A 16,721-nucleotide genomic window follows, 5' to 3' on the forward strand; every position below is an offset into this window, starting at 1 on the left:
TGTTTAACTCCAACTCCATTTCAACTTCTTGTTTCTGTCTATCGCTTCACCTCCCCGTTTTCTCCTCAAATGTCTTATTAAACCAAGAATTTGTCGATGAGTGACCCATGTAAGTCAAGATCACTGAATTTTAACTCGACTCCATCAGAACCTTTTGTTACAGATAAACGATTATAACAAAAGGTTCTCTCAAAAAACTCTCAAAAAATTAAGTTGAAGCTATTTACCTTCTAAGTCTTGGGAATCTATTATCAATCCAAGGAATACAGTATTAGCGAGATCGTGGAAATGACCGGAATAAGTCAAACAAAATTGTATCGTTACATACGAAAAAACGAAGAGGAACAAACTCATATTGATCTGGTAACACTGCAAATATAAGAATGTGGGTTCGAGTAGAAAATAACAGTGAACTCTCGTTTAAAGTGGAGGTAAGAAGAATTATCGAACAACTCCTAAAAATAATTACAAAACGTAGATCATATCCAACGAGTATATGATCTACGTTCCTTACAATTATCGATGCCTTAGAAAAGACAGTGTATGATATCTTCAGGGAAGTGGATAGTGAAGCTGATATGAGGAATTGTTTTATTTAAATCGTCGCATAAAATGCTGAGTTTCTAATGGAGGGGTTGCACCTAGTTCCTTCTGTAATAATTTAACGTAATCATCATAATAACTTCTTAGAAGATTCAGTTCATCAGGGTCCGAAGAATACAGCTTTAATAACATTAGGTTGAGTTTATCGTGTAGAGGATATAGGGATAGAAATGTTTTTAATATCTTCTCTGCCTCATCGAACTCTCCTTTACTATAATAATAATGTGCAATCTGCTGCGTTAATGAACTGTATTGTTTCTCTAATTGTTCCTCCAAACCTATTTTCCATATATAATCCTTCAATCCAAATAAAGGACCTTTGTATAACTTAAATACTCGTTCACTTTCAACCAAGTTTTCTTCCGATATAGCAGAATGATATTGTAAGTATTCTCGAAATTCATCAACATCACTTTTAACGTTTGACATGTCTAACATATAACCTTCATTAACCTTTTTTAAAGTGATCCATTTACTATGTTCTTTCAAGGTTTTTTTTAATCGGTAAATCGTATTATATAAATTTTGGATCGAACGATGACCATCTATGTCTGCCCATAACAATTCGGTTAATCTCCACTTACTAACGACTTGATTAGGATGAATAAGAAAATAGGCTAACAACTCCTCTGTTTTTCTAGTAGGAAATTTTATGACTATTCGTTTCTCATTCCTAATCTCAAATGTCCCTAAGCAAAAAATCGATTCTTTCTGAATTTGTGATGTTTTATCTTTTATTACACGCATATGGTTATGATTTTTCAATAAACGATTTGTTACTCGTTCAATCTCCTCTGGTGTTATAGGTTTTAGAATATAATCAACCGCAGGGACTTTAAAGGCCTCTATAGCATACTGCTCATATGCAGTTGTAAAAACAATTTGAATATCCTCATCTACTTCAAGTACTTTTTCTGCTAATTCCAAACCCATCATTTCTGGCATCTCAATATCCAGAAAAGCAACATCTGGTTTTAATGATGGCAACTCAGCTAATGCTTGTAGAGGATTAGTAAAACAGCCTACAATGGTTAATTGCTTATTTCTTTCAATAACAATCTTCATTAAGTTTAGAATCAGTTGTTCATCTTCTACAATCATCACTTTCAGCAAAATAGTCACTCCTTAGATCATCACTCTTACATCATTTTAGGTAACCGCAATGTCACCTTCGAACCTTGGTCTATTTCTGAATTCACCTTAATAAATGACCCTGAAATCGATTCTAATCGTTTCTTTATATTCGTCATCCCAATTCCAGCGTTGTTTATTTCACCTTGTTCAAACTGTTTAAGAATATCATCTCGCATCCCCACACCATTATCTTCTATGACTACTTCGATACTTTCATCTTTTTCAAGAATGGTTAAGGTCACCTGACCCTCCCCTTTTTTCCTAAAAAGACCATGGCGGATCGCATTTTCTACAAAAGGTTGGATACACAGAGATGGAACAATAACATCTTCGAGACCTTCATCCATTTGATAACTAAAATCAAAACGATCAAATCTAGCTTTTTCAATTTCAACATACGCTTTTATTAAATCCATTTCTCTATGCAGAGGAATAAACATCGTTTTATGATTCGTACTATAAATCACTCTTAAATATTGACTTAAATGATTTAACAAGTGAGCTGCCTTTTGCCCATCTGTGTAACAACAGGAAATAATATTACTCATTGCATTATATAAAAAATGCGGTTTAATTTGCGCCTGCAAAAAGGCCATTTCATTATGAAACGCATCTTCCATCGAGGCTTTCATTGAAAGCAGCGTTTGCATTCTAGCTAAAATCGTATGACTATCAAACGGTTTGGTAATATAGTCATTCGCTCCAGCTTTAAACCCTAATTCAATGTCTTCTGATCGATCCTTTGCCGTTGCAAATAAGATGGGTAATTCTAACAAGGAATGCGTCTCCCGAATGGTTCGACACAGCTCGATCCCGGACATAACAGGCATCATCACATCCAATATGGCAAGGTCAATATCTTGGTATTTTTCCATCTTTCTTAAGGCTTCTTTCCCAGAAAATGCAGTGATGACGTTATACCCCTGTTTAGATAATAGATTCAATAAGACTTGGATGTTGGTAGATTCATCATCTACGATGAGAATCGTTTGATCATACGTTTTGACGCTATCAAAATCATTTTGTGGTAGTGGAATTGAAGTCGAAGATATATGGGGTTGCACCCGTGTATCTTCACTACCTTTTTGTTCTGAATACTCCGCTTTTGGCAAGGTAAAAGCCACTCTCGTTCCTTGTCCAACTTCAGACCAATCCACCCAGATCTCGCCATTCATTTTGTTAATGAGCTGTCTACTAATATATAAACCTAATCCCATACTTTGATAGCCATCCTGCGGAGAAAGCTGATCCAACTGTTCAAAATAACCAAAGACCTCTTCTTGTTTATCTTCGGGTATTCCGATCCCTGTATCCTCGACATACAAATACACCTTGTCATCTACTCGTTTGGAAGTAACGAAGATTTCCCCATGCTCTGTATGTTTGATCGCATTATGAATCAAATTATATAAAATTTGCCTCAGTCTATTTTCATCTGCGACTACGAAAACTGACTCCTCTATGTTATTTATCAACTGAATAGGTTTACCTTTAATCTCAAAAGCGAGTACATCAATTACGATTTGAGTAGATACTTTGAGATCCACCGTAGTGGATTGCAACCTGAATTCTCCGTTTCTCAAACGAGTAACATCGATTAAATCGTTCACTAGATTGGAGAGTTTGAGCGAAGTATCATGAATGAGCGATAGATTCTCGTTGTATTTCTTTGACATTCTTCCTTCCTCTTCATCAAGCAAAAAGGAAGAGATATTTATAATGCCGTGCAGTGGTGTTCTTAACTCATGAGACGTTTTTGCTAAAAATTCATCCTTTACTTGATCTATTTTCAACAGTTCTTCGGATAATTGTTCATTTCTTTTGAATGCATTTGAAAAACGTAAAGACATTAATAAGGAGAACATTAACAGTAAAATGAAGGGTTCAAAGGGAAAGGAAGTTTTAAAGCTCTGTATCCCTAAAACATATACAAAAGAATTCTTAATAAAATGCACACTCATTGCAATTACCCCTACAATCAAATATATACTACCTTCCATTTTCTTTAAAAAGGCCAAAATCATGACATACACGACGTATGCCATCGAAAAAAACATATATAAATAGACTCCATTCATCATCCAAATTGGAATATATTCAGTAAATAATATTACATATTGAAAAATGATCAAACCTAATGTTACTAGAAACATCATCAACTTTTTCGATGATTCCGTTTTTAATACTGTATAAATATATAATATTAAACATAGACTTGAAGCTATGAGAGATCCAAACTGAAACCTAAGTACAATCCAATCTGGAATGTTAGAAAAGACCATAAAGCCTGCTCCTTCACCATGTGAAGCAATAAATCCCACTGTCGTTAAACAATAAAGTGAAAAGAACAATAAAAAGTGATCCTTCCTTCTTTGAGAATACATGCCAAGGAAGTAAAACCCCATAATAGAGAAAATACTAATGGCAATCCAATCGTTTATCACCAACGTATCCTGATATTGTGAGATTTGCTGTTGCGTACCAAGAATTTGAGAAACAAAAATACCACCAATAGGGAAATTATAATTAGCCACCTGCAACACAATTTCATTGATACCATTATTTATCTTAAAATACCGAATGTAAGGTTCAATACTAGATGAGTAATCATCTGGATCACCACTAGAACCTAATAACTCTCCATTAACGAATAATGTATGTGATCTAAAAATACCACCTATTTGAATTCCAAAAATCTGATCTTCTTCTATTTTAACTTTTAACCGGTAAGTTGCTTTTCCGAAGGCATCCATCGTTTTATCTCCAAGATCATACCTGGTCCAAGATACCTCAGGGACAGAAACAATATGAGGTATTAACTCACCTTGCTCACTTTCATCGAAATCAATAGGCTCTAATAATTGATCGGGATAAAACTCCCACTCCCCACTAAGGGGGACTTTTCCTTCCTCATTAAAATCCCAATCTGACAAATCCAATACTCCATTTTTTGCAATAGGAGTGTCTTGTTTATTTATCGATACAATTAGAGAAATCACTCCAAAGATTGTTAATGATATGAATATTAATAGCAGTATAGCCACTAGTTTAGTTTTCATGTGCCACCTCACAACACCCTATTATACAATAAGGATAGAATCCTATCATACATATATTAATGTTTTTAAAGTTCATTGCATTGTGTTGTTCTCAACCGCTTGAAAGATAGCCTTTTATGCACTTAGCATAGCTAATATAAGTGTTGATGATATCAGGTATAATGTCTAATTAAATGTTTATTATAATGACTTACATCGCTTTAGGGAACAAGATTGTCACTTTCGATCCTTCATCTATTCTTGAACTTACATCAATAGCAGACCCTGAAATCGATTCTAATCGCTTCTTTATATTCGTCATCCCAATTCCAGCGTTGTTTATTTCACCTTGTTCAAACTGTTTAAGAATATCATCTCGCATCCCCACACCATTATCTTCTATGACTACTTCGATACTTTCATCTTTTTCAAGAATGGTTAAGGTCACCTGACCCTCCCCTTTTTTCCTAAAAAGACCATGGCGGATCGCATTTTCTACAAAAGGTTGGATACACAGAGATGGAACAATAACGTCTTCGAGACCTTCATCCATTTGATAACTAAAATCAAAACGATCAAATCTAGCTTTTTCAATTTCAACATACGCTTTTATTAAATCCATTTCTCTATGCAGAGGAATAAACATCGTTTTATGATTCGTACTATAAATCACTCTTAAATATTGACTTAAATGATTTAACAAGTGAGCTGCCTTTTGCCCATCTGTGTAACAACAGGAAATAATATTACTCATTGCATTATATAAAAAATGCGGTTTAATTTGCGCCTGCAAAAAGGCCATTTCATTATGAAAAGCTTCTTCCATCGAGGTTTTCATTGAAAGCAGCGTTTGCATTCTAGCTAAAATCGTATGACTATCAAACGGTTTGGTAATATAGTCATTCGCTCCAGCTTTAAACCCTAATTCAATGTCTTCTGATCGATCCTTTGCCGTTGCAAATAAGATGGGTAATTCTAGCAAGGAATGCGTCTCCCGAATGGCTCGACACAGCTCGATCCCGGACATAACAGGCATCATCACATCCAATATGGCAAGGTCAATGTCTTGGTATTTTTCCATCTTTCTTAAGGCTTCTTTCCCAGAAAATGCAGTGATGACGTTATACCCCTGTTTAGATAATAGATTCAATAAGACTTGGATGTTGGTAGATTCATCATCTACGATGAGAATCGTTTGATCATACGCTTGTACACTATCAAAATCATGTTGTGGTAGTGGGATAGAATTCGAAGAAATATGGGGTTGTACCCGTGTATCTTCACTACCTTTTTGTTCTGAATACTCCGCTTTTGGCAAGGTAAAAGCCACTCTCGTTCCTTGTCCAACTTCAGACCAATCCACCCAGATCTCGCCATTCATTTTGTTAATGAGCTGTCTACTAATATATAACCCTAATCCCATACTTTGATAACTATCCTGCGGAGAAAGCTGATCCAACTGTTCAAAATAACCAAAGACATCTTCTTTTTTATCTTCGGGTATTCCGATCCCTGTATCCTCGACATACAAATACACCTTTTCATCTACTCGTTTGAAAGTAACGATGATTTCCCCATGCTCTGTATGTTTGATCGCATTATGAATCAAATTATATAAAATTTGACGCAGTCTATTTTCATCCGCTACTACGAAGACAGAATCCTCTATGTTGCTTATCAACTGAATAGGTTTCCCTTTGATCTCAAAAGCAAGTACATCAAGTACGATTTGAGTAGATACTTTGAGATCCACCGTAGTGGATTGTAACCTGAATTCTCCATTTCTCAAGCGAGTAACATCAATTAAATCGTTCACTAGATTGGAAAGTTTGAGCGAAGTATCATGAATGAGCGAAAGATTCTCGTTATATTTCTTTGACATTCTCCCTCCTTCTTCATCCAGCAAAAAGGAAGAAATATTTATAATGCCGTGCAGTGGTGTTTTTAACTCATGAGACGTTTTTGCTAAAAATTCATCCTTTATTTGATCTACTTTCAACAGTTCTTCGGATAATTGTTTATTTCTTTTGAACGCATTTGAATAACGCAAAGACATTAATAAGGCGAGCATTAACAATAGAATGAAGGGTTCAAAAGGAAATGACAGGATAAATTTTTCTATCCCTATGCTTACTGAGAAATAATACTGTATCATAGGTATACTCATTGCCACTGATCCAATAATCAAGTATACACTACCTTCCATTTTCTTTAAAAAGGCTAAGCACATGACATACGTTGCATATATCATCGAAAAAAACATATAAACATAAGTCATGATAAGCATCCATGACGGAATATTTCTAGGGAACAATATTTCATAAAGTATAATACCCAAACCTACTGTAATAACAAACCATATCAACCTCTTTGATGATATGTGTTTAAAATATGTATAGATATACAATATTAAGGATAGATGTGCAGCCATAAAACTTACATATCGAAGCCTGGGCATGAGCCAGATTGGAGTGTCAGGAAAGACCATGAACCATACGGCTTCACCGTTAACAGCGTAAAATACCCCCATTGCTAAACAATATATGGAGAAGTACAGTAAGAAGATATCCTTGTTCCATTGACCATACAATCCAATGAAGTAGAGACCCATGATAAGAAAGATACTGATCGTTATCCAATCATTCATCACCAAGGAATCACGCAAGCTTGATATCTGCTCTTGAATGCCAAAATATAAAGAAATGTAGATACCACCACCAAGCGCAAAAGCTTTATTTTCCACCTGCAAAATAATTTCATTGACGCCACTATTCATTGTGGCATAACGAACGTAAGGTAAGCGAGGCGAAGATATAGGACTGTGACCTACTAATTCTCCATTCACGAATAATTTAGTACCATGTAAAATGTCAGTTTTGATACCAAAAGTCTGACTTTTTCCTTCCATTTTGACTTTTAATCGATAGGTTGCTACCCCAATGGCATCCATGGTTTGACCACCAAGATCATAACTGGTCCAATACGCCTCAGGAACAGGAACAATAAAAGGTATTAATTCACCTTGCTTGCTTGCATCAAAATCAATAGGCTCTAATAATTGATAAGGATAAAACTCCCATTCTCCATCAAGGGGAATTTTTCCATCCTCTTTAAAATCCCATTCTGATAAGTCCAATACCCCATTTTCTGCAGTAGGAGTATCTTGTTTACTTGGGGATACAAGTTGAGTCATCACTCCGAAGATGGTTAATGCTATTAATATTAATAGCAGTGCAGCCGCTAGTTTAGTTTTCATGAACTACCTCATAACATCCTAATAATTTTTAACATAAGTTGAGTTCTCTATTATTCTCATATATATATTATAGTTTTTAAGATTCATTGCATAGCGAATGGTATAAAATAACATAATATCATAGAAATCAAAACTTGTATTCGAGATGAAATAGAACAAAAACTCTTATCGGAGTCTCTCGGAGATGTCGTCGTGTTTTCAAGTATATCTCCTAAAGATTGGTGAAAAAGAATCTCAGCATTCAATGCTTTTTTATAGAATTGGATGACCTCATTTCCATTCGTCATCAAATAAGGGCATAGTTGTATTAACATTCATAAATCAACTCCTTTTGTAAGGTGTAATAACATTTAATGATTTGAAGGCTCTATGAATCTATAAATTCTTGTTTTTTTATGCTTCTCTCATATTAATTCTAGGTTTCCATTTTATTCATGAAGGATTTGAACCATTGTGTATGCTGCTTCAACTAAGAATTCACGTGTTGCGATCAACCTATAATTCTCTCGATCTTCAATAAGCTCCCACTGTATCGCTGCAATTACATATTTCTCAGCCCAGTCACTTGCATATCCAGTATTCACTTGTTCAGTCTCGTCTATTTCTAATCCTTTCATAGAAGCATATCCTTCAACTACCATTTTAATAAACTGTTCATAAGTGATATTTCCAGTTGGGTTAAATCGACCGTTGCCTACTCCATGAATAATGCCTGCTTTTGATGCTGCTTCGATATATGGATAAGACCAATGTTCTTTGTCAACATCCGTAAATTGAGCATCTTGGGAGGAGTCTGCCAGATCCAATCCAAATAGTAAAACAATAATTTTAGCTGCTTGTTCTCTTGTCATTTGATCTTCTAGATACGGTAAACCATCTGAATAACCACTAAAGATACCTAATACTTTTAATGCCTCAAACTTTTCTTCTGAGGTTAATTCTTCTTCAATCGTTATTTCTTTTTCAGTCTCATCCTCAGTATTGTCGTCATTGCTGCCACCACTGTTACTTCCCCCACTAGAAGTTGACCGTGGACTCACGGCATTCGACTTCTCTGAAGCTTCACTTTTACCTACGCTATTGATCGCTTTCACTGTAAAAGTGTAAGTTCTACTATTAGAAAGACCCGTAATGGTCATCGGACTCTCTGTTCCAATCACTTTGATATTCCCTGGTGAAGCTGAGACCTCATAACCAGTAATTTCACTTCCTCCATCATCGGTTGGGGCTGTAAATTGAACCGTCGCTTTTCCATTTTTCCCTGCTGTTGCTATGATCTCCGTTGGAGCAGATGGGACGTTTTTTTCTCTTGTGACTGTAATGGTGTATGTTTTTATCGCTATTCCATCTTCTGAGGTGACGATGACTTTGATGGTATTGTCACCTACTTTTAGATCATTAGGACTCCCCTCTATCGTTGCGTTTGCTTTTTCATGATCTATTGTTGGTGTAACCTTAATGGATGTTATTTCGTTGGCTACGAATACTCCATATTCGATGGTGTCCGGATCGAATGTTGGGCTGAGGGTACCTTCACTTACGGTTAAGCCACTTAAGTTTGCATTCATGAAAGCTTCTATTATTGCTCTTGCATTCGCTACTCTTTCTTCTAATGCTGTTTTATCCTCACTATCAGAAAGGGCTAACAATGTATTTTCTGCTTTTTCTAATGCTTCTTCAGCTCTTATCAGATTTGCTTCTTCTGATAAATCTTCCTTCACTGCACTTTCTAACTCCGTGAATACATTATCGTGTAAAATCCATCCAGACACATTCGTTTGGTCAAAATTGTTCCTTCCTACGGCTACCACGGTTCCGTCTGATTTCAATCCTACTGTATGAAACATTCCTGCTGCTACCTGCTCGATATCTTCCCATTCAGTCACATCCGTCTGTCCATGATAGTTATCTCCTACGGCTACCACGGTTCCGTCTGATTTTAATCCTACTGTATGTCCAAACCCTGCTGCTACCTGCTCGATTTCTTCCCATTCAGTCACATCCGTCTGTCCATGATAGTTATCTCCTACGGCTACCACGGTTCCGTCTGATTTTAATCCTACTGTATGAGAACTTCCTGCTGTTACTTGCTCGATATCTTCCCATTCAGACACTTTCGTCTGTCCATCGTCGTCCCATCCTACTGCTACCACGGTTCCGTCTGATTTTAATCCTAATGTATAAAAATATCCTGCTGCTACCTGCTCGATATCTTCCCATTCAGACACATCCGTCTGTCCATCATCGCCCCATCCTACGGCTACCACGGTTCCGTCTGATTTTAATCCTACTGTATGACCCCATCCTACTGCTACCTGCTCGATATCTTCCCATTCAGACACATCCGTCTGTCCATCATCGCCCCATCCTACGGCTACCACGGTTCCGTCTGATTTTAGGCCTACTGTATGAAAGTCTCCTGCTGCTACCTGCTCGATTTCTGTCCATCCAGATACAATCGTCTGTCCATTAGTGTCATTTCCTACAGCTACCACGGTTCCGTCTGATTTCAATCCTAATGTATACATAAAACCTGCTGCAATATTTACGGATGTGGCTCTTGTGACTGTAATGGTGTATTGTTTTGTCGGTCCATTTTCTAAGGTGACAATGACTTTTATGTTATTTTGGCCGACATCTAGATCAATAGCATTGGATTCAAATCCACTTGCCACTGGATCACCATTCACTGTAATCATGGCCCGTTCATTTTCAGCTGTTGGTGTTACTGTAATGGTTTTTGTTACGATTTTTACATTTATATGATAACTATTAGTGAGAACATCAAATGTTGGCTTTAAAGTTCCTTCACTTACGGTTAATTTACTTAAGTATGCACTACCTAATTCGACTCTTGCCTCTACTATCGTCTGTTTTGCATTGTTTACTCTTTCTTCTAATGCTGTTTTATCCTCACTATCAGAAAGGGTCGACAATGTGTTTATTGCTTTCCGTAATGCTTCTTCAGCTATTGTAAGATTTGCTTCTTCTGCTAAATCTTCCTTCATTATATTTTCTAACTCCATGACTACATTATCGTGTAAAATCCATGTTCCCACATTCGTCTGTTTATCACCATTCAATCCTACGGCCACCACGGTTCCATCTGATTTCAAGCCTACTGTATGAGACTCTCCAGCTGCTACCTGCTCGATATCGGTCCAGCCTGACACCTCCGTCTGTCCTTCAGCGTTCAGTCCGACGGCTACCACGGTTCCGTCTGATTTTAATCCTACTGTATGAAACACTCCCGCTGCTATCTGCTCGATATCGGTCCAGCCTGACACCTCCGTCTGCGAATCACCGTTCAATCCTACGGCCACCACGGTTCCATCTGATTTTAATCCTACTGTATGTTGATTTCCTGCTGCTACCTGCTTGATGTCTGTCCAGCCTGACACTTCCACCTGTCTATCGCCGTTCAATCCAACAGCTACCACGGTTCCGTCTGATTTTAATCCTACTGTATGATATCCTCCTCCTGCTATCTGCTTAATTTCTGTCCAGCCTGACACTTCCGTCTGGTAAAAATTATTCAACCCTACGGTCACCACGGTTCCGTCTGATTTTAATCCTACTGTATGATTCCCTCCTCCTGCTACCTCCTCGATTTCTGTCCAGCCTGACACTTCCGTCTGTCTATAATCTTCCCTTCCTACAGCTACCACGGTTCCGTCTGATTTTAATCCTACTGTATGAGCATCTCCTACGGCTACCTGCTTGATGTCTGTCCATCCAGATACATTCGTCTGTCCATCATCGTTCCAGCCTATGGCTACCACGGTTCCGTCTGATTTTAATCCTACTGTATGAGCCCATCCTGCTGCAATAAGGGTTGGAGGAATGTCCGAAACATTGAGCGATTGAGATGTTTTTAGTGATCTGATCTCATTCAAAATGGTCACCGTATAACTAGCTTTTTGTTCTGCCGTTTCATCACTCACCACCGTTACAACACTCACCACTTGGTCATTGATTAGGTCGTCGTTTGTGACTTCATAAGTGCCTGTCAATGTTTTACTCTCATTCACCATAAGGGTTGGAAAGTTTTCATCTATATTTAGCATGTCATTCTTCACAATGATATTGGTGAGCGGTATCGTGCCTTTGTTCGTGACTGTCATGGTGTACTCAATGGTCTGCCCTACAACATAGACCTCATTTTCTGATGTGATTTCCAATTTCAAATCAGCGATATCTATTGCTGCTGCCCTTGTTATTGTCATGGTGTATGTTTTTTCTGTTATTTCATCTTCTACTATCACTTTTATTTCTATTGTTGTGTCCTCATCTGCGTCTAAAGGAATGTTTACCTCACTTCCACTTGGTACTATATCCCCATCTACTTTGATCGTTGCGTTAACGTGATCGACTGTGGGTGTGATCTTAATGGAATCTAGTCCGTTATCTACTTCTACTGCATATTCGGTTTGATTTGGATCAAACACCAAGATACCAGCACTTACTGTTAAATCGCTTAAATTTGCTAAATTTGCGTTTCTACTGAGGTTATCGAGTTGATGGCTTTGACCCGTATCAATCTCAAAATTTTGTTGTTCTAAGGGGATATCTATCCCCCCCATGTCAATATCCCCGCCTAAATTGGCTGGTGTTGTAAAATTTTGATTTATTACACCCTCATCCCCATTTGCCACTAAAGCTTTTAAATTTGCATGATTCAATTGAGGTGCTGCACTTACATGCATCTGTTGTTGAAATACAGGTTGAATAAATAAGACTGTGACTAAAAATAGTGATATCATTTTATAAAACGGATTTTTCACTTATTCTTTCTCCCTTCATAATACGGATCATTCTGTTCAAAAAATAGATTGAATGTAGCAAGACTTTATTCGAAATTGACGAACATTCCAATTATAAATAACGGTTCTCGCAAAAAACTCTCAAAAGTCTGGTTTTTGAACCTCTTAGTCTCATGAAAACGTTCTACTGATTCAACTTTGTTGGCACAAAAAAAGCAGGAAAATACGGTTGTATTATCTCCTGCCTCAATGTAATTTGAATATTTTGTTGCAATCAATTACCTCCCTCAAGCAAGCAATATCTTCAACCGCTTAAGCGATAACCTTCTCTCGTACTTATTTTGTAAGAATGAAAAAATGACCTCGATTCAATACGTTCAAAACCGAAGTCATTTATTTTATTAATTCCTGTAATCTACAAGTATAATCAGATCAGATCAGAAAGATCAAGGAATAACTATTGAACTGATTGATAATTCTGTTTCTCCTGACTCGTTCCCTACTTCATCAATTAATACAACAGTAGCCTCATGAGCAAAATCATAGCTAAAATCAAACTCTACTCGATTTGAATTGACATCTCCCTCATGAGTAATCCCTGAATTTATCACTTTAACTTTTTTTACATTGTTTTCTAAATTAGTGAATACTAATTCTTTTTCTGTTTCATCATAATACACATCACCACTTATTGGAGAGACATCCATTGATTCTCCATTATTTAATGCATTTGGTGCCACAGTATCTACAAAAATCGTATTAGCCGCTGGTTCTGAAAAGTTTCCAGATGAATCGTAAGCATATATATACAATGTCACTCCATCTTTATCATTAAAGCTATCATTATTATATTTCAGATTATAATCTCCTTGTAAATTAACAGCTATTAGAATCAAATCAGTTAAACCGTCAGATAGATCATTATCAGGAGATAAATAGAGATAAGAATATTCAGGAAGTTCAATCGTTGTTTCCGAATCCCTATTGTTAGTCGTTATAGTAACATCATTATTTAAAATAGGTTTGGCTACTTGGGTATCGATTGTTATACTTTCATCTGTTGGAATTGTTTTATCCCCGATTTTTACAGAAATATCATATTCGCCATCAGCCCAACCTGTTAAATCAATTTCAATCCATCCATCTTCGCCAACATTTGATGTTTTCTCTTCACCAGATAAGTTGTGAGTCAAAATAATTTCTACACCATTTATACCTCGATTTGGATTCCCTATATATTCCCAATGAGAGGTAGGGTTCAAATCAATAGCCTCTTTATTAAAAACAGAATCTCCAGAATTCACTAATAGATTTGCACTGATGGTATGATCTGCTTTTTCAGAAATATTATTGGGGTCATCAACATCGATGGCGTAAACATAATAGACATCTTCTAAACTATAAGGAGAAGAACATTGTTGTCCACAATCTTCAAATAAAGGAGCCTCGCCTGTTATATCAAAGTACATATATGAAAGATCAATTACTCCTTCTGGAGATACATTGGATTCAATGATGATTGTTCTATTATCATCTTCATCTTCTAGTCCCTCTAACCCATCCGTAGGATTTCCATCCGTACTTATCACCAGCTGAACTGTATCATTATCATCATTATTTTTAATTGTTGTTGAACCATATCCAGATTGTAGCTCAAATAAGTAAGAATGACCAAAAAACTTTACGTTATTTCCATTTTCATTATCGCTATTTGAATTTAATATTGGTTTTTCTATTGGATCAGATGGTTCTGGTTCTGGTTCTGGTTCTGACGTAGTTCGTGAAGGAGAAGTAGTGACTTTAATCTTTTTCACTTCAATTTCAACCACTATAAAATCATTTAAATCACCCATTAAGTCATTTACAGATCCTTTTTTAATATAAATATATACTTTACCTTCTGGGAATTTATTTTCTTTAAAAGTGAGTGTCAATTCATTCCCATCAATTGAAATCTCACCTTGTTCTTTATCTTTCTCATCAACTGGGTATGCATTACAGGTATGGAAGTAGTTTTTAAAATAATCATCATTTACTTCAATATCTTCGCTAAAAATTAGAGTGACACTTGTCGTTGTTGCATCTTTATAATCAACAACATGTGGTAGTTCTAAATTAGGTTGGATATCAAGCGCGATATATGTTTCATATGCAGAATCGACTAAGAAATTACGGTCTCCATCGATTTTGTAATCCTCTTGTTCATTGATTAATTTCCACTCTAGCGCTTGAGCTACATATTTTTGCGCCCACCCACTTACACTTGGACCCACATAGCCAGATTCATCAATTTCTAAACCTTTGTAATTTGCATAGCCTACCACCAATAATTTAGCAAATTGTTCCTTGGTTACATTATTTTTAGGATCAAATAAACCTTTTCCGATTCCATCAATAATTCCAGCAGCAGTCCCTACTTCGATATAGGGATATGCCCAGTTCCCTTCGATTTTGACATCCGAATAGGTTCCTGTTTCTGGGGGTTCTAGCGGATTAAGTATAAATAATAACGTAATTACTTTCGCCGCTTGCTCACGTAACATATCATCATCTAAATGAGGTAAACAATCACCATAACCATCAAAAACACCTTTTCCCCTCAACACATCAAACTTCTCTTCTACTGTTAACTCATCCACTGCTGAAATATAAGGTACCATTGAAAAAAACATGACAAATGTCAGCAATATAGATATGATTTTTTTCATTTTTTTATTCTCCTCCTAATTCTTGTTCAATTTGATTTTCCGATGTTTAGTTCACTTTTTAGAATATATTTAAAAATCCCAACCGTAGGCCAACACTTCAACACTTACAACTTGACTTCCATATTCTTCTGGTATTTCTGGGTAAGATAGCTCAAAGCCAGCTTCACTACCAGGGTTTAAACCTACATCCACAATCCCCTCTAATATGCCTAAAAGTGTTCCATCCTCAGCATATAAAGCCGCAGCTATATTTATGTTTTCATGCTTTTTATCCGTAGAGTTTTTCACTAAACCCGTAACGTTATAAGGAGCATATTCATCACCTTGGAAACCTTTCACTCCTGAAACCTCCATTAAATTTGGATCTTCTATTGTTTTTTCGTAATCAAAGTTATACGATGTTTCTTTGAATAAACTTGCGTCACTAATGCCATCTAAAAACGTACTTTCTGAAATAAAAGCTTTTTGACCTGGTAAAACAACATCGGGAACTGCATATAACCACGTCGCTGTACCAAGAATTCCACCTTCTTGATCTTTAAAGTTCATTTGAGCTTCACCAATTTTAACTGGCTTATCTCCAGTATTTTCAAATATAGCTGCTGAATGTACCCATACTGTTCCGATAGAGTCCACCCACGCTGCTTCACTTTGTTGTATGATTTCAAGGTTTACACTTTCTTTCTCTTCTTCTTGTTCAACATTCACTGTATTGTCTTTCTTTTCTTCGGTGTTTCCTTCTGCACTTTCGGTTCCTTCTGTATTATTCTCTTTAGTTGATAATTCACCGTTATCACTAATTCCTGATATTTCATCCGTTGAACACCCTATAAGAACTAACGCTAAAGCCATCAATGTTAATAAAACAAATATTTTTTTCATTTTTCTTTATTCTCCTTCTAATTCATGTTCAATCCACGATATGATTTGATATGACTTCTGCTCTGCAGTTTTTGATATTCGACTAAATCCTCCCTCCTTTTTATCCAAACCAACTATTTCTGAAGATAAAGTAAATGCACCCCGTAGAATTGAAAAATATAGGTTTCTTCTTCGCCCAGCGATTTAGCTACGCTTTATTCGAAATTGACGAACATTCCAATTATAGTTAACGTTTCTCTCAAAAAACTCCCAAAAGTCTGGTTTGAGAGTTGAATCCCTTGGTAGTATCATGAAAATTTTGTTGAATGGATTCATTTTGTATAAATTCCGCGTCACC

At 36.4% G+C, this 16,721-nt stretch carries 6 protein-coding genes; all 6 read right to left on the reverse strand.

Going from position 1 to position 16,721, the window contains the following annotated elements; all coding sequences use genetic code 11:
- Positions 1-591 precede the first annotated feature (591 nt).
- Entirely contained in the window at positions 592-1,707 is a 1,116-nt protein-coding gene (locus EPK97_RS10430) for a response regulator (RefSeq protein WP_338075699.1), read from the reverse strand.
- A 35-nt stretch (positions 1,708-1,742) separates the two neighbouring features.
- Entirely contained in the window at positions 1,743-4,796 is a 3,054-nt protein-coding gene (locus tag EPK97_RS10435; RefSeq protein WP_162036562.1) for a hybrid sensor histidine kinase/response regulator, read from the reverse strand.
- A 190-nt stretch (positions 4,797-4,986) separates the two neighbouring features.
- Entirely contained in the window at positions 4,987-8,031 is a 3,045-nt protein-coding gene (locus tag EPK97_RS10440) for an ATP-binding protein (RefSeq protein WP_162036563.1), read from the reverse strand.
- Between the two features lie 428 nt (positions 8,032-8,459).
- Positions 8,460-12,815 (reverse strand): cadherin-like beta sandwich domain-containing protein, encoded by a 4,356-nt coding sequence (locus EPK97_RS22575; RefSeq protein ID WP_420826786.1) that lies wholly within the window; start codon positions 12,813-12,815, stop codon positions 8,460-8,462.
- 425 nt (positions 12,816-13,240) lie between these two features.
- The gene (locus EPK97_RS10470; RefSeq protein ID WP_162036564.1) at positions 13,241-15,502 is read right to left on the reverse strand and encodes an S-layer homology domain-containing protein; all 2,262 of its coding nucleotides are present in this window, start codon (positions 15,500-15,502) and stop codon (positions 13,241-13,243) included.
- Between the two features lie 69 nt (positions 15,503-15,571).
- Positions 15,572-16,384: an FxLYD domain-containing protein gene (locus EPK97_RS10475; RefSeq protein ID WP_162036565.1), complete on the reverse strand. Its 813-nt coding sequence runs from the start codon at positions 16,382-16,384 to the stop codon at positions 15,572-15,574.
- Between the last annotated feature and the right edge of the window lie 337 nt (positions 16,385-16,721).

Origin of the sequence: Chengkuizengella sediminis (genome assembly GCF_010078385.1) — a bacterium.
Taxonomy (GTDB): domain Bacteria; phylum Bacillota; class Bacilli; order Paenibacillales; family KCTC-33759; genus Chengkuizengella; species Chengkuizengella sediminis.

Excerpts from the sequence above, each read along its gene's own strand:
- EPK97_RS10475 (WP_162036565.1), bottom strand. The coding sequence starts at position 16,384 with ATGAAAAAAATATTTGTTTTATTAACATTGATGGCTTTAGCGTTAGTT.
- EPK97_RS10440 (WP_162036563.1), bottom strand. The coding sequence starts at position 8,031 with ATGAAAACTAAACTAGCGGCTGCACTGCTATTAATATTAATAGCATTA.
- EPK97_RS10435 (WP_162036562.1), bottom strand. The coding sequence starts at position 4,796 with ATGAAAACTAAACTAGTGGCTATACTGCTATTAATATTCATATCATTA.
- EPK97_RS10470 (WP_162036564.1), bottom strand. The coding sequence starts at position 15,502 with ATGAAAAAAATCATATCTATATTGCTGACATTTGTCATGTTTTTTTCA.